We start from the raw sequence: 23913 nt of genomic DNA on the forward strand, positions 1-23913 counted from the left end.
TCCTCTGCCTGTCCAGCAGCTCCTTCGGCAGTGTGTCCGACAGCTCACGTCGGCCCAAACCAAGTTCCAGTGCTGCTTGTTCTTTCATCGCCAGTATACCACGACAACCAATCTTTGTAAACCATAAAGTTGTGCTATGCGCCGAAAAAAATCCTCTGTCTGGAAAGGCAGAGGATGCAAACAAAAAAAGACCTTCCCACTCTCCGGAATGGGAAGGTCTTTATAAGTGCTTAGTTCGCCTTAGAACTGACGTTCAAGGACAAAATCACTCAATGATCTTGCCGACGACGCCGGAACCAACGGTACGGCCACCCTCACGGATAGCGAAACGCAGGCCCTCTTCCATAGCGACGGGGGTCAGCAGCTCAACGTGCATCATGACGTTATCGCCAGGCATGCACATCTCGGTGCCTTCCGGCAGGGTGATGATGCCGGTCACGTCGGTGGTACGGAAGTAGAACTGAGGACGATAGTTGGAGAAGAACGGGGTGTGACGGCCGCCTTCGTCCTTGGTCAGAACGTAGACCTGAGACTCGAAGACCTTGTGGGGATGGACAGAACCGGGCTTAGCCAGAACCTGGCCACGCTCGATCTGGGTACGGTCAACACCACGCAGCAGAGCGCCGATGTTATCGCCAGCCTCAGCGAAGTCCAGAGACTTACGGAACATTTCCAGACCGGTGATGGTGGTGCTCAGACGATCGGGCTTGATGCCGACGATCTCCATTGCATCGCCAACCTTGGCCATACCACGCTCAACACGACCGGTAGCAACAGTACCACGGCCAGAGATGGTCATGACATCCTCGATGGGCATCAGGAAGGGCTTGTCCTCCTCACGATCGGGGTTGGGGATATAGGTATCGACAGCGTCCATCAGCTCCTTGATGCAAGCATACTCGGGAGCATCGGGATCCTTAGAGTCAGACTCCAGAGCCTTCAGAGCGGAACCACGAATGATCGGGGTGTCGTCGCCCGGGAAGTCGTACTCGGACAGCAGCTCACGGATCTCCATCTCGACCAGATCCAGCAGCTCCTCGTCGTCGACCATATCGCACTTGTTCATGAAGACAACGATATAGGGCACGCCGACCTGACGAGCCAGCAGGATGTGCTCACGGGTCTGGGGCATGGGACCGTCGGTAGCAGCAACGACCAGGATAGCGCCGTCCATCTGAGCAGCACCAGTGATCATGTTCTTGACGTAGTCAGCATGGCCCGGGCAGTCAACGTGAGCATAGTGACGAGCGTCGGTCTGATACTCAACGTGAGCGGAGTTGATCGTGATACCACGAGCACGCTCCTCAGGAGCCTTATCGATGTTGGCGTAGTCCATGAAGTCTGCGTCACCCTTCAGAGCCAGGTACTTGGTGATAGCAGCGGTCAGAGTGGTCTTGCCGTGGTCAACGTGACCGATGGTGCCGATGTTAACATGCGGCTTAGAACGGTCGAACTTTGCCTTTTCAGCCATTGGAATATCCTCCCTTAAATTAGGTTTTGATATTGGTTACAACAGTCCTGCTAATACAGAATTGCATTGCAAAACTATTCTACTAGATTCCACCTGTAAAATCAAGTGTTTTACAGGAAATTTTGCCGGAGCTACACTACCCCGGCAAAATCTTTATCCGTTTTTCAACGATCAGCCCTTGGTGCGGCCTGCGATGATCTGATCAGCGATGTTCTTAGGCACCGGCTCGTAGTGAGACGGCTCCATGACATACTGGCCACGGCCCTGAGTCTTGGAACGCAGGTCGGTGGCGTAGCCGAACATCTGAGCCAGAGGAACGAATGCATTGACACGCTGGGTGCCAGCCATTGCCTCCATGCCCTGGATCTGACCACGGCGAGCATTCAGATCGCCAATGACATCGCCCAGATACTCATCGGGAACGATGACAGCAACCTTCATGATAGGCTCGGTGATGATAGGATCAGCCTTGCGCATAGCATCCTTGAAGGCCATAGAACCTGCAATGGAGAAGGCCATCTCAGAGGAGTCGACCTCATGATAAGAACCATCCCACAGGGTGACCTTGACGTCAACGACAGGATAGCCTGCCAGAACGCCGGACTTCATAGCACCCTGGATACCGTTGTCGATAGCCGGGATGTATTCCTTCGGGATAGCGCCGCCAACGATGGCGTTGACGAACTCATAACCCTTACCGGGCTCGTTGGGCTCGATCTTGATCTTGACGTGACCGTACTGACCCTTACCACCAGACTGACGAGCGTACTTGGTCTCCTGGTTGGCCTCCTTGCGGATGGTCTCACGGTAAGCGACCTGAGGTGCGCCGACGTTCGCCTCGACCTTGAACTCACGGAGCAGACGGTCAACGATGATCTCCAGATGGAGCTCGCCCATGCCGGCGATGATGGTCTGACCAGTCTCTTCGTCGGTGTAGGTCTTGAAGGTAGGATCCTCTTCGGCCAGCTTTGCCAGCGCGATGCCCATCTTCTCGTTGCCGGCCTTGGTCTTAGGCTCGATGGCGACGCGGATAACGGGCTCGGGGAACTTCATGGACTCCAGAATGATGGGATGATTCTCATCACACAGAGTATCACCGGTGGTGGTGTTCTTCAGACCAACGACAGCAGCAATATCACCTGCGTAGCAGCAGTCGATATCCTTGCGGTGGTTGGAGTGCATCTGCAGGATGCGGCCCATACGCTCCTTGCTGTCCTTCACGGAGTTGTAGACAGTAGTACCTGCCTCGACCTTACCGGAGTAGACACGGAAGTATGCCAGCTTACCAACGAAGGGGTCGGTAGCGATCTTGAAGGCCAGAGCTGCGAAGGGAGCGTCGTCGGAAGACGGACGGGTCTCCTGCTCTTCGGTCTCAGGATTCACACCCTTGATGTCCTCGACATCGGTAGGTGCGGGCATATAGTCAACGATAGCGTCCAGCAGCTTCTGCACGCCGCGGTTCTTGTAGGAAGAACCACAGACAACGGGGACCAGAGTGTTCGCAATAGTCTCTTTGCGGATAGCAGCCTTCAGTTCCTCACGGGTGATCTCCTCACCCTCGAGGTACTTCTCCATGAGCTCTTCGTCGTTCTCGGCAACAGCCTCAACGAGGATGTTGCGATACTCCTCAGCCTGCTCACGCATATCCTCGGGGATAGGCTCGGTGCGCATATCGTTGCCCATATCGTCGTAGTAGACCTCAGCGTTCATATCGACCAGGTCAACGATACCACGGAAGGTATCCTCCTGACCGATGGGCAGCTGAATGGCCACGCCGTTGGCGTGCAGACGATCGTGCAGCATCTTGATGCAGCGGAAGAAGTCAGCACCCATGGTATCCATCTTGTTGACGTACACCATACGGGGGACTTTGTACTCATCAGCCTGACGCCAGACGGTCTCAGACTGAGGCTCGACACCGCCCTTAGCAGCCAGAACGGTCACAGAACCGTCCAGGACGCGCAGAGAACGCTGGACCTCAACAGTGAAGTCAACGTGGCCCGGGGTGTCGATGATGTTGATGCGGTGACGATTCTTCTTGAATGCAACAGGGTCCTTCTGAGTCTCAGAGTGGCTCCAGTAGCAAGTGGTAGCTGCGGAGGTGATGGTGATACCACGCTCCTGCTCCTGAACCATCCAGTCCATGGTAGCGCCGCCGTCGTGAACCTCGCCGATCTTGTGGTTGATGCCGGTGTAGTACAGAATACGCTCGGTAGTGGTGGTCTTACCAGCATCAATGTGGGCCATAATGCCGATATTTCTCGTCATCTGAAGAGAAACTTCTCTGGGAGTAGCCATGAAATTAACCTCCTACAGAACAGATCAATAACGGAAATGAGCGAAAGCCTTGTTGGCCTCGGCCATCTTGTGGGTATCCTCGCGCTTCTTCACGGCGTTGCCGGTGTTGTTGGCAGCATCCATGATCTCAGCAGCCAGGCGCTGGGCCATGGTCTTCTCACCACGGCTGCGGCTGTAAGCAGTCAGCCAGCGCAGGCCCAGAGTCTCGCGGCGAGCGGGGCTGACCTCCAGGGGGACCTGGTAGTTAGCGCCGCCAACACGGCGGGTCTTGCACTCGAGGCTGGGCATGATGTTCTCCATCGCCTTCTCGAAAGTCTCGAGAGGATCGTTGCCAGTCTTCTCCTGAATCATGGAGAAAGCCTCGTAAACGATCTTCTGAGCGACGCCCTTCTTGCCGTCCAGCATGACGCTGTTGACCAGACGGGTGACCATCTTGGAATTGTAAATAGGATCAGCTAAGACATCGCGCTTAGCAATGTTACCTCTTCTAGGCATCTTTCTTCCCTCCTTCACAGAATGATATCATCGGTACTCGAAAGTAATAAAACTCCCGTTGTGTCACAAAGAGCTGACCTTACATAAACTGTTGCCCTCCGCACGTTTCTGCGGACTTGTTATTTATATAATGGAAAGCCGTTTATGGCGGTTCGTTCCTCAATTACTTCTTTGCAGCACCGGCCTTAGGACGCTTTGCGCCGTACTTGGAGCGGGCCTGATTACGGCCTGCAACACCCTGGGTATCCAGAGTACCACGGATGATGTGGTAACGCACACCGGGGAGGTCCTTAACACGACCACCACGGATCAGCACGACGGAGTGCTCCTGCAGGTTATGGCCGATACCGGGAATGTAAGAGGTGACCTCGATACCATTCGTGAGGCGGACACGGGCGACCTTACGCAGAGCAGAGTTAGGCTTCTTGGGGGTCATGGTACGGACTGCAGTGCAGACACCGCGCTTCTGGGGGCTGTTCAGATCAGAATACTGTTTCTTCTGAGAGTTGTAAGTCTTCAGCAGTGCGGGAGCAGTGCTCTTCGTAGCCAGGACCTGACGGCCTTTGCGTACAAGCTGGTTAAAAGTAGGCATTGGTTTTCTCCTTTCTTAATGATGAACATCGGATGTTTTCCGACTTTTTTGCCGCACTATCCCTGTGTGGGACGCGCAACAGTTATATAATACCCGTTTTCATCAGGAATGTCAACAGTTTTTCCAATATTTTTTTGTTTTATTCGCCGAAAGGTTTTTTGCTGTCTTTTAGGGCAAAAAATCGTTCTCTCAAGCCTCTTCCAAAGGGAGAGCCTTTCGTTCCTGCTTACATAAAAAGAGCCGCCTTCGCGGATACTCTCCACAAAAGCGGCTCTCATATTTACTTTAAGAGAACTGTGACGGGAAGCTTACTGCCGTGCGGCAGCTGCCAGCTCAGCGGCAACCTCGGCGTCGCGCTCTTCCTCACGGCGCTTCAGGTCCTCACGCACCTCCGGGAGACCGGTACCTGCGGGGATGAGCTTACCGATGATGACGTTCTCCTTCAGACCGGCCAGCGGATCGACCTTGCCCTTGATGGCGGCCTCGGTCAGCACGCGGGTGGTCTCCTGGAAGGAGGCGGCAGACAGGAAGGACTCGTTTGCCAGAGCAGCCTTGGTGATGCCCAGCAGCACCTGCTGATACTCGACCAGCTTGATGCCCTGCTCACCGGCGTCGATGCGCTTCTGCAGCTCGGCGTTGATGTTCTCGACTTCCAGACGGTTTGCCAGAGCACCGCCGATGAGGTCGGAAGAACCGGAGTCGGTCACGCGGACCTTGCGGCACATCTGACGGACGATGACCTCGATATGCTTATCGTTGATCTCAACGCCCTGCAGACGGTAGACCTTCTGGACCTCGCTGATGAGGTAGTTCTGAACATCGCTCAGACCCTTGATGGCCAGGATGTCCTGAGGATACAGGACGCCTTCACGGGTGATGATGTCGCCCTTCTCCACGCGGTCGCCCGGCATCACACGTGCGTGCTGGGTGAACGGGATGGAGTAGCTCTTGACGACCTCAGCGCCGTTCTCGTCCTTGCCGGTGACCTTGACGACGACGTTCTTCTTGGTATCGTCGTGAGAGACGACACCGGAGATCTCGCTCATGATGGCCATGCTCTTGGGACGGCGGCTCTCGAACAGCTCCTCGACACGGGGAAGACCCTGAGTAATATCTTCAGCAGATGCGATACCGCCGGTATGGAAGGTACGCATGGTCAGCTGAGTACCGGGCTCGCCGATGGACTCTGCAGCGATGACGCCGATGGACTCGCCCAGCTGGACGGGCTCACCGTTTGCCATATCGCTGCCGTAGCAGTGTGCGCAGACGCCGATCTTGGCGCGGCAGGTCAGCAGGCTGCGGATCTTCAGCTTGGTGATGCCTGCGGCCTCGATGTCGTTTGCATCGTAGAGGTCGATCATCTTGCCTTCGGGAACGATGACCTTGCCGGTGACGGGGTCGAGGACATCGCCCACGGCATAACGGCCGATGATACGCTCACGGAAGCTCTCGATCTTCTCCTTGCCCTCGTGGATCTCGGAGACCCACAGGCCGTCGGTGGTGCCGCAGTCGATCTCGCGGACGATGACTTCCTGAGAGACATCGACCATTCGACGGGTCAGGTAGCCGGAGTCAGCGGTACGCAGAGCGGTATCGGCCAGACCCTTACGAGCGCCACGAGCGGAAACGAAGTATTCCAGGATATTCAGACCTTCGCGGTAGTTCGCACGAATGGGCATCTCGATGGTCTTACCGGCAGTGTTTGCCAGCAGGCCGCGCATACCGGCCAGCTGCTTGATCTGGTTCATAGAACCACGAGCACCGGAGTCTGCCATCATGAAGATCTCGTTGTCCTCGGGCAGGTTTGCCGCCAGAGCCTTGGAGACCTTATCGGTGGTAGCCTGCCAGATGTTGATGGTCTGGGAGTAGCGCTCGTTCTCGGAGATCAGGCCGCGGTTGAACAGCTTGCTGACCTGAGAGACCTGCTTGTCGGCGTCGGCGATCAGCTCGTCCTTCTGGGGCGGGATGACAGCGTCACAGACAGCGACGGAGATAGCGGACAGCGTAGAGTACTTGTAGCCCTGTGCCTTGATGGCGTCCAGCATCTTTGCACACTTGCGGCTGCCGTTGCGGGTCATGCAGCGGGAGATGATGTCGGGCAGGGTCTTCTTGGTCACGCGGAAGCTGACCTCGTACTCCAGCCAGTGCTCAGGGTCGGTGCGGTCGATATAGCCCAGATTCTGAGGTACGGGGTTGTTGAAGATGATGCGGCCGACGGTGGCGTCCACCAGACCGGTACGCTCCACGCCGTCGATGACCATGGTGCGGCGCACCTTGATGGGTGCGTGCAGGGTGACGATGTGCTCAGCGTAAGCCATCAGAGCCTCGTTCTCATCGCGGAACACCTTGCCTGCGCCCTCTTCGTTCTCACGAACGGTGGTCAGGTAGTAGCTGCCCAGGATCATATCCTGCGTAGGAACGGTGACAGGTGCGCCGTCAGAGGGCTTCAGCAGGTTGCCGGAAGCCAGCATCAGCATCTTGGCCTCGCGGCAGGCATCCTCGCCCAGGGGCAGATGGACTGCCATCTGGTCGCCGTCGAAGTCGGCGTTGAATGCGGTACAGGCCAGGGGGTGCAGCTTGATGGCACGGCCCTCGACCAGCACGGGGTTGAATGCCTGGATGCCCAGACGGTGCAGGGTAGGTGCGCGGTTCAGCAGGACGGGATGGCCCTTGATGACAGTCTCAAGGCTGTCCCAGACCTCGGGCTTTGCGCGCTCGACCATCTTGCGGGCAGACTTGATGTTGTTGGCAACACCCTTCTCGACCAGGTCCTTCATGACGAAGGGCTTGAACAGCTCCAGAGCCATCTCCTTGGGCAGACCGCACTGGTCCATCTTCAGCTCAGGGCCGACGACGATAACGGAACGGCCAGAGTAGTCAACACGCTTGCCCAGCAGGTTCTGACGGAAGCGGCCCTGCTTGCCCTTCAGCAGATCGGAAAGGCTCTTCAGTGCGCGGTTGTTGGGGCCGGTGACGGGACGGCCGCGGCGGCCATTATCGATGAGGCTGTCAACTGCTTCCTGCAGCATACGCTTCTCGTTGCGCACGATGATGTCAGGAGCGCCCAGCTCCAGCAGGCGGCGCAGACGGTTGTTGCGGTTGATGACGCGGCGGTACAGGTCATTCAGGTCGGAGGTGGCGAAGCGGCCGCCGTCCAGCTGGACCATGGGGCGCAGGTCAGGCGGCAGCACGGGCAGCACGTCCATGACCATCCACTCGGGGCGGTTGCCGGAAACGCGGAAAGCCTCGACGACTTCCAGACGCTTCAGGATACGCACCTTCTTCTGGCCGGAGGACTTCTCCACCTCGGCAGTCAGCTCAGCGCTGAGCTGGTCGAGGTCGATCTCCTTCAGCAGGTCCTGAACGGCCTCAGCACCCATCGCAGCCTCGAACTCGTCGCCGTAGCGCTCGCGCATCTCGCGGTACTCTTTCTCGGTCAGCAGCTGCTTCTTTTCCAGCGGGGTCAGACCGGGGTCGGTGACGATATAGCTTGCAAAGTAGAGGACCTTCTCCAGCAGGCGGGGGCTGATGTCCAGCATCAGGCCGATGCGGCTGGGGATGCCCTTGAAGTACCAGATGTGGCTCACAGGAGCGGCCAGCTCGATGTGGCCCATACGCTCACGGCGGACCTTGGCCTTGGTCACCTCGACGCCGCAGCGGTCGCAGATCTTGCCCTTATAACGGATGCGCTTATACTTGCCGCAGTGGCACTCCCAGTCCTTGGTAGGTCCAAAAATGCGCTCGCAGTACAGACCGTCGCGCTCCGGCTTCAGGGTGCGGTAGTTGATGGTCTCAGGCTTCTTCACCTCGCCATAGCTCCAGTTGCGGATCTGGTCAGGAGAGGCAAGGCCGATTTTGATCGAATCGAAGACGTTGTTTTCCATGAAACGAACCCTTTCTTAATCTTTATAGTCTCGATGATAACAGTTGACGTTGGAAGACCCGCTGCCCTCCCCTGCCCTGCGGCGGCAGCACGCGCACCGCGCAGGGAAACACAGCTTTCTCAAAGGGGCCTTATTATTCGTCGATGTTCACTTCGTCAGAAGCGGACTCTGCAGCGGCAGAGTTGTCATCCTCCAGCACGGAGGGATCATCGAAACCAGCATCGGCGTCCTTGATGGTGTAATCGTTCAGCAGCTCGTTCTCGTTGGCGACAGTCTCGGTGCCGGCAACATCACGCATATCAAAGCCGGTCTCTTCGTCGTCGAAGTTCTGGCGCATGTCGATCTCGTTGCCTTCCTTGTCCTGGACCACGACGTCCAGACCCAGAGACTGCAGTTCCTTGAGCATGACGCGGAAGGACTCGGGGATGCCCGGCTGCGGGATGGGCTCGCCCTTGACGATGGCCTCGTAGGTCTTGACACGGCCCTCGACGTCATCGGACTTGACGGTCAGGATCTCCTGCAGGGTGTAAGCAGCACCGTAAGCTTCCAGAGCCCAGACCTCCATCTCGCCGAAGCGCTGGCCGCCGAACTGGGCCTTGCCGCCCAGAGGCTGCTGGGTGACCAGAGAGTAGGGGCCGGTGGAACGGGCATGGATCTTATCATCAACGAGGTGATGCAGCTTGAGGTAGTACATATAACCGACGGTAACGCGGTTATCGAACTTCTCACCGGTACGGCCATCGTAAACGGTGGTCTTGCCGTCGCGGTCCAGCTCGATCTTGGAGAAGTCGATGATGTGGCCCTTCTCGCCCATCAGCTTGGGGAGCTTGGTGGGATATGCAGGAGCATTCTCGCCGTGCCACATCTCGCGGGCGGTATCGAAGGTATCGCCGATGTCAGCCTCGCGGGCGGAGTCGAAGACGGGGGTCATGACCTTGATGCCGCAGGCCTTGGCAGCGTAGCCCAGGTTGACTTCCAGCACCTGACCGATGTTCATACGGGAAGGAACGCCCAGGGGGTTCAGCACGATGTCCAGCGGGGTGCCGTCGGGCAGGTAGGGCATATCCTCCTGCGGCAGGATGCGGGAAACGACACCCTTGTTGCCGTGACGGCCTGCCATCTTATCGCCGACGCTGATCTTACGCTTCTGAGCGATGTAGCAGCGGACGACCTCGCGCACACCGGGCTGCAGCTCGTCGCTGTTCTCCGGGGTAAAGACCTTGACGTCCACGATGATGCCGTACTCGCCGTGAGGCACACGCAGAGAGGTGTCACGCACCTCGCGGGCCTTCTCGCCGAAGATGGCACGGAGCAGGCGCTCCTCAGCGGTCAGCTCGGTCTCGCCCTTCGGGGTGACTTTACCGACCAGAATATCACCGCTCTTGACCTCGGCGCCGATGCGGATGATGCCGCGCTCGTCCAGGTCCTTCAGAGCATCCTCAGAGACGTTGGGGATGTCGCGGGTGATCTCTTCGGGTCCCAGCTTGGTGTCGCGGGACTCGGTCTCATATTCCTCAATGTGGATAGAGGTGTAAACGTCCTCACGGACGATCTTCTCGTTCAGCAGGACGGCGTCCTCGTAGTTGTAGCCCTCCCAGGTCATGAAGCCGATGAGGGCGTTCTTGCCCAGAGAGATCTCGCCGTTGCGCATTGCGGGGCCGTCGGCCAGCACCTGACCGGCCTTGACGTTCTCGCCCACCTCAACGATGGGGCGCTGGTTGATGCAGGTGCCTGCGTTGGAGCGGGCAAACTTGACCAGAGAATAGTTGTCCACGGCGCCCTGAGCGTTGCGCACCTCGACATGGTCAGCGTCCACCTTCTCAACGATACCGTCGTTCTTTGCCAGAACCGCGGTGCCGGAGTCGGTAGCAGCCTTGTACTCCATACCGGTAGCAACGATGGGCTGCTGGGTGACCATCAGAGGCACTGCCTGACGCTGCATGTTGGAGCCCATCAGAGCACGGTTACAGTCATCGTTCTCCAGGAAGGGGATGCAGGCGGTAGCGACAGAGACCATCATTCGGGGCGAGACGTCCATATAATCGACCTTCTCGGCGTCGATCTCCAGAATGTCGTCGCGGCGGCGGGCAGAAACGCGGGCGCGCTTGAAGTGCTTGGTCTCGTCCAGAGGCTCGTTGGCCTGAGCAACGACGTACTCGTCCTCGACGTCAGCGGTCATATACTCGACCTCGTCGGTGACGACCTGGTCGATGAGGCGGCCCTTCTCGTCGTAGGTCTTCTTGACCTTGCGGTAAGGAGCCTCAACGAAGCCGTACTCATTGATCTTGGCGTAGGATGCCAGATAGGAGATCAGACCGATGTTGGGGCCTTCAGGAGTCTCGATGGGGCACATACGGCCATAGTGGCTGTAGTGGACGTCGCGGACTTCGAAGCCTGCGCGGTCACGGCTCAGACCGCCGGGGCCCAGAGCAGACAGACGGCGCTTGTGGGTCAGCTCAGCCAAGGGGTTATTCTGGTCCATGAACTGGGACAGCGGAGAAGAACCGAAGAACTCCTTGATGGCGGCGACCACAGGACGGATATTGATGAGAGCCTGCGGAGTGATGACGCTCTGGTCCTGGCTCTGCAGGGTCATGCGCTCACGGATGACGCGCTCCATGCGGGAGAAGCCGATGCGGAACTGGTTCTGCAGCAGCTCACCGACGCTGCGGATGCGGCGGTTGCCCAGATGGTCGATGTCATCGGTGGTGCCGATGCCGTGGCCCAGGCCGTTCAGATAGTTGATGGAAGACAGGATGTCGGTCACGGTAACGGTGCGGCCGATGAGCTGGTCGTGGTTGCGGCGCAGCATCTCCTTCTGCTCTTCCACATCCGAAGTGGTGTCGAGGATCTTCTTGATCTCCTCAAAGGAGCAGCGCTCGTTAATGCCGCACTCCTTGACATCGAAGGAGAAGAAGCCCTGAGCGTCAACACAGCCATTGGTGATGACCTTGACCTTCTTGCCCTCGACGTTCAGCACGACGATGTTGACGCCGGCGTTGTCAGCGGCCTCAGCCAGCTGACGGGTGATCTTGGCATCCTTCTCGATGAGCAGTTCGCCGGTCAGAGGAGCGACGACGTTCTCAGCGGCGATGTAGCCGGTGATGCGGCGTGCCAGAGACAGCTTCTTGTTCATCTTATAACGACCGAACCGGGACAGATCGTAGCGGCGGGGGTCGAAGAAGAGCATATTGAGCTGGCTGGTAGCGGACTCCACCGTGGGAGGCTCACCGGGGCGCAGCTTGCGGTAGACTTCCAGCAGGCCTTCCTCGGTGTTCTTGGTGGTGTCCTTTTCCAGAGTAGCAAGGATGCGCTCATCCTCGCCGAAGTAGTTCAGGATGTCCTCGTTGGAAGACAGGCCCAGTGCGCGGCAGAGCACGGTGACGGGCAGCTTGCGGTTCTTATCGATACGGACATAGAACACGTTGGAAGCGTCGGTCTCGTACTCCAGCCAGGCGCCGCGGTTGGGGTTCATGGTGGCGCTGTACAGGTCATTGCCCACCTTATCGTGATCATGGCCGTAGAATACGCCGGGAGAACGGACCAGCTGGCTGACGATGGCGCGCTCTGCACCGTTGATGACAAAGGTGCCGGCGTCGGTCATCAGGGGGAAGTCGCCCATGAAGATCTCCTGGTCCTTCACCTCGCCGGTCTCCTTGTTCAGCAGACGGGCGGTGACGCGCAGGGGTGCTGCATAGGTCACGTCGCGCTCTTTGCACTCTTTGATGCTGTACTTGGGCTCTTTATCGAGACGGAAGTCCACGAAGCTCAGTGCCAGATTGCCGGTGTAGTCCTCAATGGTGCCGATGTCGTGGAAGACCTCTTTCAGGCCCTCGTCCAGGAACCACTGATAAGAGTTCTTCTGGACCTCGATGAGGTTCGGCATACTGATGACTTCGTCGATGTGGGAGAAGCTCATGCGCTCGGTCTTGCCGAGCTTGACGGGCTTGACTTTCATCATAAAATCAACCACTCCTTACTTTTATACTCTACGGATGTTGCAAAATGCAGGTCGAATTTGAGCAGACACACATAATTCGGCCTGCACCGCGCGCAGAAGTCCGGCGTTTTGCACAAACTTTTCGGTGGAACCCGTTCCGCTCATGCTGCGCAAACTCCCTTTTTGGCGCACTAGGCCATTATGTGATACTAATGCAGTATACACCCTAAAACCCCTGTTGTCAAGCCATTTTTCCGTTTTGAGGCAAAAAAATTCCCGGACGCCCTCTTTTATCGGACACCCGGGAACGTGTATGTTTTGCGTGATTTTGGGGTTGATTTTTTTGTTTTTTACGTTCCAGACAAAAACACCCTTGTGCATTTTGTCACCATTTACTCTTGCAATGCAGTTTATTCATCCAGATAATCCCGCAGGCGCTTGGCCCGGCTGGGGTGGCGGAGCTTGCGCAGGGCTTTGGCCTCTATCTGGCGCACCCGCTCCCGGGTGACGTTGAACTCCCGGCCCAGCTCTTCCAGCGTCCGGGCGCGGCCATCCTCCAAACCGAAGCGGAGGGCGATGACCCGCTCTTCTCGGGGCGTCAGGCTCTTGAGCACATTCATCAGCTCCCGGCGGAGCAGCTGCCGCCCGGCCTCGTCGGCGGGGACGCCTGCCTCATCGTCCTGGATGAAGTCCTCGAGGTGGGCGTCCTCTTCCTCCCCCACCGGCGTCTCGAGGCTGATGGGGTCCTGAGCCAGCTGTATCAGCTCCCGCACCCGGGCAGGCTCCATGTCCAGCTGGGCGGCGATCTCCTCGGCGGTGGGCTCCCGGCCTGTGCGGCGCAGCAGCTCTCCTGCCGTCTTCTTCACCCGGTTGATGCTCTCCACCAGATGCACCGGGATGCGGATGGTGCGGCCCTGGTCGGCGATGGCCCGGGTGATGGACTGGCGTATCCACCAGGTGGCGTAGGTCGAGAACTTGAAGCCCCGGTCCGGCTCGAACTTCTCCGCCGCCTTCATCAGGCCGAGGTTGCCTTCCTGGATCAAATCGAGGAAGGGCAGGCCCCGCCCGGCATACCGCTTTGCCACCGAGACGACGAGGCGGAGGTTTGCTTCGCTGAGACGGCGGCGGGCGTCCTCGTCCCCTGCCTGCGCAGCACGGGCAAGGGCGGCTTCCTCTTCCGCCGAGAGCAGCGGCACCCGGCCGATCTCTTTCAGATAGGTCTTCACCGGGTCGTCCAGCGCCACGCCTTCGGCAGACAGCTCATGCTCGAGCTTTCCGATCTGCTCTTCGTCCAGAAGCGGCAGCTCTGTCTCTTCCTCGGCCACCTGCACGCCCCGCATCTCCAGTGCGGCATACAGTTCGTCCAGCCCCGCCGGGTCGAAGTCCTGCTCTTCCATGGCACGACTCACCTGCTCGGGCGTCAGGACATGGCGGCGGGCGCGTCCCGCCAGCATCTTCGCCATTTCTTCCGTCTGTGACATTTTCTGCATCTGTGCTTCTCCTTCCGGCCCCAGCCGGTGGAGAGATCAGACCGAATCTTCTGCGTCAGCAGTTCCCTGCTTTTGTTCCCGCATCGACTGGAGATACTGTTCAATATCGTTGGTTGACATACTGGCGGCGCGGCTGGCCACGGGAGTCCCCCGGGCAATGCGTTCCAGATAGAGTTTGATGTCCTCCGGCGTACAGTTCACATCGCTGTATTGTGCCGCAAGACGGCTCAATTCATTCAGAGCTTCCTCGCTGACAAAGGCCCGCAGGGTGGCGAGGCTCACCTCCACCCCCTGCTCCTTGCAGCGGAGCATGGCTTCGTACAGCTCCTTCTGCTGGGGCTGCAAGAACTGTTCCGGCCTGAGCTGGGCGCTCACCTTATCGATATAGCCCGGCTCCCGCAGCATGGCGGCAAGAAGCCGCTGCTCTGCGCTGGCCATGCCCAGTGCGCCCCGGCCTGCGCCGTAGGGGACTTTGATCTGGTCCATTTCGCCCTCTTTCAGGCGGGCGCGGTTCTGCTCCCGGCGGCGCCAGCTGCCCGCTTTCTTCACGGCGTCGGCCAGCTGGGCCATGATGGCAGTCTTGGAGATGTTCGTCTCCTCGGCCAGACGCCCGGCGTAGACCTCCTGCTCGGTGGGGTTGGAGCGCTGCGCCAGCATCTCCACCGCTTCCTTGACGTACTCGAGGCGCTGAGCATCCTGTTTGAGGTCGTACTGACTGCGCAGACGGCCCAGCCGGAAGTCCAGCGCATTGCCCACGCCGTCCAGCAGGGCTTTGAAGCGGTCGGCACCGTATTTCTTGATGTACTCGTCCGGGTCTTTCGCGCCCGGGATCTGCAGCACGCCCACCCGCACCGGGCTGTTACGGAACAGTTCCAGCGAGCGGAGGGTGGCCTTCTGGCCCGCCTCGTCGGAGTCGTAGCTGAGGATGACCTCATCGGCATACTGGCTGATGAGCTTGACCTGGTCGGGCGTCAGAGCCGTGCCGCAGGCGCAGACAGCGGTGTCGATGCCCGCCTGATGCATGGAGATGACATCCATGTAGCCCTCGCAGAGGACGTACCGATGGGAGGCGCTCCGCTTTGCGATTTGGAGCGCGAACACCGTGTCCGACTTGTGGTAGACCAGCGTTTCGGGGCTGTTGACGTACTTGGGCTTAGAGTCGTCCAGCACACGGCCACCGAAGGCGATGATGTTTCCCCGCAGATCGAAGATGGGGGTCATGACCCGCCGCCAGAACAGGCAGTAGATACGGCCCGACTGGCTCCGCTTGAACAGGCCGCTGGCGTCCAGCTCCTGCTGGTTGTAGCCCTTGTCCCGGAGATGCTGGTAGAGCGCCTGCCCGTCGTCGGGGGCGTAGCCCAGCCCGAAGCGGTTGATGGTCTTGTCATCGAGGCCTCGCCGACGCCAGTAGGCACGGGCCTGCCGGGCCTCCTCCACGGTGGAGTTGAGGCAGGCGTGGAAGAAGCGGGCCGCGTCCTTGTTCATGGTGAGGATGCGGCTGCGCAGACGACCCGTCTTGTCGTCCTCGGTGGGCTCGGGCATACCGGCCCGCTGGGCCAGCAGCTTGACGGCCTCCACATAGTCGATGCTGTTTATCTTTTTGGTAAAGGTCACTGCATCGCCGCCTGCACCGCAGCCAAAGCAATAGAAGCTCTGGGTGTCCGGATAGACGTAGAACGAAGGGGTCTTCTCGCTGTGGAAGGGACACAGACCGCCGTAGAGCCGGCCCTTCCGCTTGAGCTGGACATAGCCGCCCACCAGCTCCACGATGTCGGTGCGGCGGGTCAGCTCTTCAATATATTCGTGTGGGATCATAAAGATGTTCGGCGCTCCTTTTTACAAAACGTGCCACTTGCGAGGCACAAAGACGTCCTCAAAGGTCCGGATGGCAAATTCGTCGCTCATGCCGCTGATATAGTCGGTGACGGCCCGCTCGGGGTTGTCCTGATAGGCCAGCTGGACGTAGAAGTTGGACATCTGGTCCACATGAGCCAGATAATACTCGTACAGCTCCCCGATGACCTTGTCCACCTTCTGCTCCTCGGCCTTGGCGGTCTTGTCCACATACACGGTGGCATACATGAAGTCCCGCAGGGCGAGGAAGGCTTCGTTCTCCTCCGCGCCGACCCCCACATCCCCGTCGCTGTGGGCGAGGATGCTGTTTATCATGGTGGTGATGCGGGCGGACTTCGTCTGGCCCAGCACGGCAGTGCAGTCCTTCGGCAGGGTGGCCGGGTCCAGCACACCGGCCCGGACGGCGTCCTCAATGTCGTGGTTGACGTAGGCGATCTGGTCGGCCATCCGCACGATGCGGCCCTCGGGCGTCGCGGCCCAAATGCCTTTTGTGTGAGTGACGATGCCGTTGCGCACCTCCCAGGTCAGGTTGAGGCCCTGCCCGTCCTTCTCGAGCTTGTCCACCACCCGCAGGCTCTGCATATAGTGCTTGAAGCCGCCGGGCGTGAGCTTATCCAGCGCCCGCTCTCCGGCGTGGCCGAAGGGGGTGTGGCCAAGGTCGTGGGCGAGGCTGATGGCCTCGGTCAGGTCCTCATTGAGCCGCAGCGCCCGGGCGATGGTGCGGGCGATCTGGGAGACTTCCAGCGTGTGGGTCAGGCGGGTGCGGTAGAGGTCGCCCTCCGGCGAGAGGAAGACCTGCGTTTTCTGCTTGAGCCGCCGGAACGCCTTGCAGTGGATCACCCGGTCACGGTCCCGCTGGAACACAGGGCGGATGGGGTCCTGTTCCTCCGGTCTCTGCCTGCCCCGGCTTGCATCGCTGAACGTCGCCCACGGGGCCAGCGTCAGCCGCTCGATCTCTTCGGTGCGTGTGCGCACATCCATCCTGTGTCCCTCCTTTTTTCTCTCGTTTTCCCTCCTCTCCGCGCGCGGCCGATCCCAATGCCGCGTCTGCGGCTATTGTAACCGATTCGCCCTGTCGAAGGGGGAAAATCCATGTCTCTTCGTCAGAAAATGTTTCGACTTGTCATATGGTAATTTTTGGTATTTATCATTTTTCTGTCTGGTTTCGACGCTGCCGTGGGCGAAACTTCTCCGTCTGCGCCTCTGGCGCAGCCACCTCCCCTATCGAGGGGAGGCTTTGGCATGTCGGTCAAGTTCCCACTGAACGAGCAAAGTTTATTCGTTTCGTGGGCTGTAGTGCTCCGCTGTCCAGGGCAGCGGCAGCTTGACAAGGTGCGTTGTCCAGAAGCTGCTGCCCTCTGTAGCAAGGCCCGCCCTTTTGCGCCATATCGGACCTCGGGCGTCCAGTAGGAAGTGGCCCGGCTTGCCAAGGGCTCCCCTACTAGGGGAGCTGTCTGCGAAGCAGACTGAGAGGTTCTACCGGTAAAGCGCTCTTAAAACGCCGCATAGAACGGCTCGCTCACTGCCACCTTCGCCGTGCCTCTTGTCAGCTCCTGTAACTGCGTCAGCAGCGGCCCTTCGGTATGCTCCGGCATCTGCCAGCGGAGGGTGACTTTATCGGTGAACTCCGGTTCGGCCAGCTTGCCGCCCGCCGCCTTGATGAGCAGGTCTGCCCGTTCATAGAGGCCGTAGTCCACCGTCACATCCAGCGCCACCACGCTGCGCACCGTCACCACCTCGGCGGCTTCCAGTGCGCGGGACGTGGCTGTCGTGTAGGCCCGGACGAGGCCGCCGGTCCCCAGCAGCACGCCGCCGAAGTAGCGTGTGATGACCACGATGAGGTCGGTCAGTCCGCTGTGCTGCAAGACCTCCAGGGCAGGCGTACCCGCTGTTTTGGCCGGTTCGCCGTCGTCGGAATAGCGCTCCCGGCTCCCCTCCCGCAGGCGGTAGGCATAGACATTGTGGCGGGCGGTGCGGTTGGCCGCGCGCACCTGCTCGAGGAAGGCCACGGCCTTCTCCTCGCTGTCTGCAAAGGAGAGCTGCGCAATGAAGCGGCTCTTCTTCTCTTCGTATTCTCCGATGGCTGTTCCCCGGATGGTGCGGTAATCCTCCACGCTGAATCCTCCTGCTGTTTTATATATAAGATAAGTATAGCATAAATCGGCATAAAGAAAAAGAAGCTGCTGCACAAAACACCGTGCAGCAGCTTCTCAGTCTTCATTTCCGGACGGGTGAAACAGTTTTAGCGGATCTCGATGCCCAGCTTGAACTTCAGGTTGCCCAGCACCTTCTTGACGGTGCGCTCCACCTGCTCGTTGGAAACTTCGGCAGCGGGGTCAGAGAGGGTCAGGGAGAAGGCCATGCTCTTCTTGCCCTCGCCAAGGTTTGCGCCGCGATAAATATCGAACAGCTTGACCTCCGTGATGAGGGGGCTTGCCTTCCTGATGGTCTCTTCGATGTCGCCGCAGGCCACAGCCTCGTCGCAGACCAGAGCCAGGTCACGCTTGACAGCGGCGTAGGGGCTCAGCGGCTTATAGCGCAGCTCACCCTCGACGCAGGACATCAGAGCCTCATAGTCCAGCTCGCCCAGATAGATGTTCTGGCTGTCCTTCTGCTCCTTGGCGATCTCCAGCTCCGCGTTGATCTCGTTGGCCAGCTTGCCGAAGACGCCCAGACGCTTGCCGTTGCAGTAGACGGCGGCGCTGATGCCGGGGTGGAGCCAGCTGGTGGTCTCACGCTGGTAGGTGAAGGTCAGGTCAAAACCTGCGGCCAGCGCTTCCAGAGCGCCCTTGACGGTAAAGAAGTCCTCTTCGGGGCCGAAAGCACCGATGCAGAGGGTCTGGCGCTCGTGGGGATGCTCGTTGATGGGCAGCTCCTTGGCGAGGTAGACGGGAGCCATCTCGAACAGACGGCCCTCAGCGTTGCCCTTCTTGAGGTTGTCCACGATGACGTTCAGCATGGAGGGTGCCAGCAGGGTGCGCATGACGGACAGGTTCTCGCTGATGGGGTTCAGGATGCGGATGGCCTTGCGGGCCTCATCCTCTGCCGGGATGTGGAGCATATCGAACTCGGCATTGGAATAGAACGCCAGCGTGGAAGCCTCATAGAAGCCCTGTGCGGCCAACAGACGCTTGGTCTTGAGCTGCTGCTTCTGCTCGTAGTTCAGACCGCCGTTGGTGACAGCGGCAGTGTTCAGGAAGGTGGGTACGATGTGGTCATAGCCGTACTCACGGATGACTTCTTCGGCCAGGTCGGGGAAGCTCTCCACATCCTCACGGTACAGAGGTGCGGAGACGTCCCAGCTGCCGTCGGCCTGCACGTCCACGGTGAACTCGAGGCGCTTGAGGATGTCGATCATGGTCTGGTCCGGCACGGTGATGCCCAGCACGCCGCAGATCTTGGCCGGGGTGGTGACGATGTGCTTGCGCTCGAGAGGACGGCCATCGGTCAGATCGTATTCCAGCGTGGTGATGTCGCCGCAGTCCAGCTCCTGGATGAGGTGCAGGGCGCGGGCAAGGCCCAGCTCGGGAGAGTGGCGGTCAACACCCTTCTCGTAGCGGGCGGAAGAGTCGCTGTTCTGGCCCAGAGCGCGGCTGGTCTTACGGACGGAGTCGCGGGCGAAGGTAGCGCACTCGAAGAGCAGGCTGGTGGTGTTGTCGTCCATGCCGGAGTTTGCACCGCCCATGATGCCGGCCAGAGCGACCGGCTTCTCAGCGTCGCAGATGACCAGATTGTTGGGATTCAGGGTGAACTCCTTCTCATCGAGGGTGGTGATCTTCTCGCCTTCCACGGCGCGGCGGACGGTGATGCTGCGGCCGGCGACCTTGTTCAAGTCGAAGGCGTGCATGGGCTGGCCCATCTCCAGCAGAGTGTGGTTGGTAATATCGACCACATTGCTGATGGAGCGCAGGCCGCACAGAGCCAGATGGCGCTTCATCCAGCGGGGAGACTCGCTCATCCGGATATTGCGGACGTAGTGTGCCATGTAGCGGGGGCAGAGGTCCGGAGCCTCCACCTTCACACTGATCGGCTCGTCGGCGTCGCAGACGGCGCTGTAGTCCATGGCGGGCATGTGCAGGGGCTTGCCGAGGATAGCGGCCACCTCGCGGGCGATGCCCAGCACGGACTGGCAGTCGGGACGGTTTGCGGTGATGGAGATGTCGAAGATGTAGTCATCCAGACCCACCACAGGGGCGATGTCGGTGCCGGGGACGGAGTCCTCGGGCAGGATGAGCAGGCCGTAGGCCTCAGAACCCGGGAACAGGTCATCGTTCAGGCCCAGCTCCTCGCCGGAGCAGAGCATACCATTGGACTCGACGCCCTGCATCTTGCGGGCCTTGATCTTGATGCCGCCGGGCAGGGTGGAGCCGTCCAGAGCGGCAGGCACGCAGTCGCCCAGCTTCATGTTCGCCGCACCGGTGCTGATGCGGATGTCATGGCCATACTCGCCGCAGTCCACGACGCACTTGGTCAGATGGGTGCCTTCCTGAGGCTCCATCTCCACGATCTTGCCCACGACGACCTTGCTGATGCCGGCGTCCAGCGGGATGAGTTCCTCGACTTCAAAGCCGCAGGAGAAAAGCTTTTCTTCAAGCTCCTGTGCGGTGACGTCAATATCGACGAGTTCTTTTAACCAACTGAAAGGTACTTTCATTGTTTGCTCTCTCCCCTCTTATTCGTGGAACTGCTTGAGGAACTGCAGGTTGTTCTCAAACATCAGGCCGATGTTGTTGATGCCGTACTTCAGCATGGCGATGCGCTCGATGCCGATGCCGAAGGCGAAGCCCGAGTACTCATCCGGGTCGATGTTGCAGTTCTCGAGGACTTTGCGGTTGACGACGCCGCCGCCCAGCACCTCGATCCAGCCGGTGTGCTTGCACAGGGGGCAGCCCTTGCCGTGGCACTCGAAGCAGCTCACGTCCACCTCGACGCTGGGCTCCGTGAAGGGGAAGTAGGAGGGACGCAGGCGGGTGCGGGTGTCGGCACCGAACAGCTTCTGCACGAAGGTGTTCAGAGCGCCCTGCAGGTCGCCCAGCGTGATGCCCTTATCCACGACCAGACCTTCCATCTGGTGGAACATGGGGCTGTGGGTAGCGTCGGAGTCAGAGCGGAAGACGCGGCCCGGGATGAGCACCTTGATGGGAGGCTTCTGGCTGTCCATGGTGCGGATCTGGCCGCCGGAAGTCTGGGTGCGGAGCAGGAACTCATCGGACAGGTAGAAGGTGTCCTGCATATCGCGGGCGGGATGGTCCTTCGGGACGTTCAAGCGGGTGAAATTGTGGTCGTCGTCCTCAATTTCGGGGCCATCTGCCACAGCAAAGCCCATGCCCGAGAAGACGTCGATGATCTGGTTGGTGACGAGGGTCAGGGGGTGCAGACCGCCCACGGCGCGGGTCTTGGCCGGCAGGGTGATGTCCACCGTCTCGGCGGCGTTGCGGGCAGCAAGCTCAGCCTGCTTCACCTTGTCAGCAGCGGCGTCATACTCGGCCTGGACCTTGGCCTTCAGTTCGTTGATGATCTTGCCCATGGCCGGCCGCTCCTCGGGGGCGACAGAGCGCAGATTCTTCATCAGGGCGGGGATCTTGCCGTTCTTGCTCAGATATTCCTGCCAGAAAGTTGCCAGCGTTTCTTTGGAAGAGACCTGGCCCAGGCTCTCTTCGGCCTGCTTTGCCAGCTCGTCGATCATTGCTTGCATGGATGTTCTCTCCTTCTCATTCGTGTTGTTCAGCGGACAGCAAAAAAGCTCCGTCCCCTGCCCCGGCCTCCTGAAAGGCCCGGCAAAAGGGACGAAGCTCTAAAAATTCACAGCTCCGCGGTACCACCCGGTTTCCGCCCGGCTCTTTCGCAAGCCGTGCGGCGCTCAAAACGCCGTAACGGGGCGCACCGTCCGGCCCTACTGTCGTTCAGGCCGGCCGCTCGGGAGCGAACTTCAGCCTGCGCCCGCGCGGAAGCCCTCTCAGCCGGTGAAGCTTCTCTCTTTGCTGCGGTGCGCCTGCCTACTCTCTCCGTCGCTGCGTTTGGAGTATTCAGGTCGTGGTCATTTTGATAACCGAGAATCATCTTATCACATTTTGGGGCGGTTTGCAAGCACAGCGGGCAGATTTTAAGGAATATCCGCATTTTTCTTGCTTTTCAGTCGTTATCATGGTATGCTGAACTCAGCGCTTTACTGAAAGGAGGGTACACCTGCGATGGGTTGGAACGGCTGCGTTTTCTTCAAAAAAGGAAACCCCTAAGCTTTTCCGGCTCGAAGTGTACCCTTTTATACCTTTCAGCAGAGCGTGGAGCATGATCTATGCGCCCCGCAGCTTTGCTATGGGGCGCTTTTGTTTTGCGCAGAAATATATAAAAAGGGTACACATTTCTATCCATAATAATAGAAAGGGTGTTCCCCCATGAACCATAAACTCAACCTGAAAAAGCAGCTTGCCTGCATCTATACCAACAACTTCTTCTCCGGCCTGCGCATCACCGACGCGGTGTGGGTGGCGCTGCTGGCTGCGCGGGGCTTCTCGCTGTGGGAGATCGGCGTTGCCGAGAGCGTGTTCCACATGGTCAGCCTCACCTTCGAGGTGCCGAGCGGCATGGCGGCGGACCTGCTGGGCCGCAGGAAGACACTCGTGGCCGGCGGGGTCTGCATGGTGCTCTCCAACCTCCTGATGGCCTTTGCGCCGGACCTGTTTTTCATCTGCCTGGCGATGGCGCTGAGCGCACTGGCCAACGCCATGTTCTCCGGCACCGCCTCGGCCCTGACTTACGACAGCCTCAAGCAGTGCGGACGGACAGACGACTACCTCCGGGTCTCCGCCAACTGCTCCCAGCTCTCCATGCTGGCCACGGCTGTGGGGTCCCTCGCCAGCACGCTGGAACGGTTTCTCCGCTTTTCCGGTTTCTACCTGCTGAGCGCCGCCTTTGAAGGCACTGCCGCTGCCGCTACCGCCCTGATGACCGAGCCCATCGTCACCGAGACGCAGGCCCGCCGGGAGAAGCAGACCTTCCGCGACCTGCCCGGCCAGCTCGCGCGGCTGGTGCGGGACAGCATCACCGCTCTTCGCGCCACCCCGCTGGCTGCAAAGCTCATCGTCTCTGCCGCTGTCCTCTGCATCCCCAGCTACCTGACCAAGATGTTCGTCCAGCAGCGGCTCGTCGAGCTGGGCTGGCCCACAGCGCTGCTGTTCGTGCCGATGCTGCTGAGCGGGCTTGCCTCCATGCTGGGCGTTGAAGCGGCCCGGCGGCTCCATCCGAAGAGCCTGCGGCGGTTTTACGCCGTCTGCGCCCTGCTCTGCGGCGGCGGCTGTGCACTGGTGGGTGCCGCCCCGGTACTGGGCTGCATCTTCGGCTGTATGCTGGTGCAGGGCGTCATCGACGCCTACCTCCTGCATGAGGACCAGAAGCTCAACGATGTCATCCCCAGCGACCAGCGTGCCACCCTCATCAGCGTGGACAGCATGGTCTACAGCCTGCTCATGATACCCGCCAGCCCCCTCGTGGGCGCGGTGGGCGACACCTTCGGGCAGGCCGGTGCGGGCCTTGCCGTGCTGGGCGTTCTCGTGGCGCTGACCGGCACGGCGGCGCTTGGCCGAAAGACGCGCGCCTCCTGAGCAAAAAACGCACTGCCGGGTTTCTTGACAGCTGCCCGGCAATGCGCTATAATAACGATAGAAAAGGCACTGTGACAAGCGGTTTGGCCTCTTCAATGGTTTAGATTTCTTTTTCCGAAACCGTCACCTTGGCAGAGGTGGCGGTTTTACTTTTTGATTCGCAGTGTGAACGTGAGTCCAAACAAGTGAAACGTCAAAGTAATCGGCATCTTCTCACCCCCTTTCGGAAGTGAGAGACCAAACCGCCTGCCGTATGTACAGTGCCTTACCGCCTTGCGGCGGCAGTAT

At 59.5% G+C, this 23913-nt stretch carries 13 protein-coding genes; 1 reads left to right on the forward strand and 12 read right to left on the reverse strand.

What is annotated here, in order from left to right; all coding sequences use genetic code 11:
* Positions 1 to 265 precede the first annotated feature (265 nt).
* The 12 genes from tuf to pheS form a co-directional block, all read right to left on the reverse strand.
* Positions 266 to 1471: an elongation factor Tu gene (tuf, locus tag J3349_RS09070; RefSeq protein WP_149794321.1), complete on the reverse strand. Its 1206-nt coding sequence runs from the start codon at positions 1469 to 1471 to the stop codon at positions 266 to 268.
* A gap of 171 nt (positions 1472 to 1642) precedes the next feature.
* Entirely contained in the window at positions 1643 to 3769 is a 2127-nt protein-coding gene (gene fusA, locus J3349_RS09075) for an elongation factor G (protein ID WP_158397031.1), read from the reverse strand.
* 24 nt (positions 3770 to 3793) lie between these two features.
* Positions 3794 to 4264: a 30S ribosomal protein S7 gene (gene rpsG / locus J3349_RS09080; RefSeq protein WP_005930552.1), complete on the reverse strand. Its 471-nt coding sequence runs from the start codon at positions 4262 to 4264 to the stop codon at positions 3794 to 3796.
* A gap of 163 nt (positions 4265 to 4427) precedes the next feature.
* The gene (gene rpsL, locus J3349_RS09085; RefSeq protein WP_015564943.1) at positions 4428 to 4856 is read right to left on the reverse strand and encodes a 30S ribosomal protein S12; all 429 of its coding nucleotides are present in this window, start codon (positions 4854 to 4856) and stop codon (positions 4428 to 4430) included.
* A 308-nt stretch (positions 4857 to 5164) separates the two neighbouring features.
* The gene (gene rpoC / locus J3349_RS09090) at positions 5165 to 8740 is read right to left on the reverse strand and encodes a DNA-directed RNA polymerase subunit beta' (protein ID WP_149794319.1); all 3576 of its coding nucleotides are present in this window, start codon (positions 8738 to 8740) and stop codon (positions 5165 to 5167) included.
* Between the two features lie 133 nt (positions 8741 to 8873).
* Complete coding sequence (locus J3349_RS09095) at positions 8874 to 12701, reverse strand: DNA-directed RNA polymerase subunit beta (protein ID WP_207677186.1); 3828 nt, start codon at positions 12699 to 12701, stop codon at positions 8874 to 8876.
* A gap of 389 nt (positions 12702 to 13090) precedes the next feature.
* Positions 13091 to 14170: an RNA polymerase sigma factor RpoD gene (gene rpoD / locus J3349_RS09100; RefSeq protein WP_158397028.1), complete on the reverse strand. Its 1080-nt coding sequence runs from the start codon at positions 14168 to 14170 to the stop codon at positions 13091 to 13093.
* Between the two features lie 36 nt (positions 14171 to 14206).
* Complete coding sequence (gene dnaG / locus J3349_RS09105; protein WP_207677187.1) at positions 14207 to 15985, reverse strand: DNA primase; 1779 nt, start codon at positions 15983 to 15985, stop codon at positions 14207 to 14209.
* A gap of 21 nt (positions 15986 to 16006) precedes the next feature.
* Positions 16007 to 17005, reverse strand: a complete 999-nt coding sequence (locus tag J3349_RS09110) for a deoxyguanosinetriphosphate triphosphohydrolase (protein ID WP_207677188.1) — start codon at positions 17003 to 17005, stop codon at positions 16007 to 16009.
* A 512-nt stretch (positions 17006 to 17517) separates the two neighbouring features.
* Positions 17518 to 18138 carry a YigZ family protein gene (locus tag J3349_RS14270; protein WP_207677189.1) on the reverse strand — a complete coding sequence of 207 codons (621 nt, stop codon included), beginning with the start codon at positions 18136 to 18138 and terminating at the stop codon, positions 17518 to 17520.
* Between the two features lie 128 nt (positions 18139 to 18266).
* Complete coding sequence (gene pheT / locus J3349_RS09120; RefSeq protein WP_207677190.1) at positions 18267 to 20678, reverse strand: phenylalanine--tRNA ligase subunit beta; 2412 nt, start codon at positions 20676 to 20678, stop codon at positions 18267 to 18269.
* Between the two features lie 18 nt (positions 20679 to 20696).
* Entirely contained in the window at positions 20697 to 21719 is a 1023-nt protein-coding gene (pheS, locus tag J3349_RS09125; RefSeq protein ID WP_207677191.1) for a phenylalanine--tRNA ligase subunit alpha, read from the reverse strand.
* 700 nt (positions 21720 to 22419) lie between these two features.
* Between pheS and J3349_RS09130 the strand changes: the two genes are divergently transcribed.
* The gene (locus J3349_RS09130; RefSeq protein ID WP_207677192.1) at positions 22420 to 23625 is read left to right on the forward strand and encodes an MFS transporter; all 1206 of its coding nucleotides are present in this window, start codon (positions 22420 to 22422) and stop codon (positions 23623 to 23625) included.
* Positions 23626 to 23913: the final 288 nt, after the last annotated feature.

The organism is Faecalibacterium sp. Marseille-P9590 (assembly GCF_017377665.1).
In the GTDB taxonomy this organism is placed as follows: Bacteria; Bacillota; Clostridia; order Oscillospirales; family Ruminococcaceae; genus Faecalibacterium.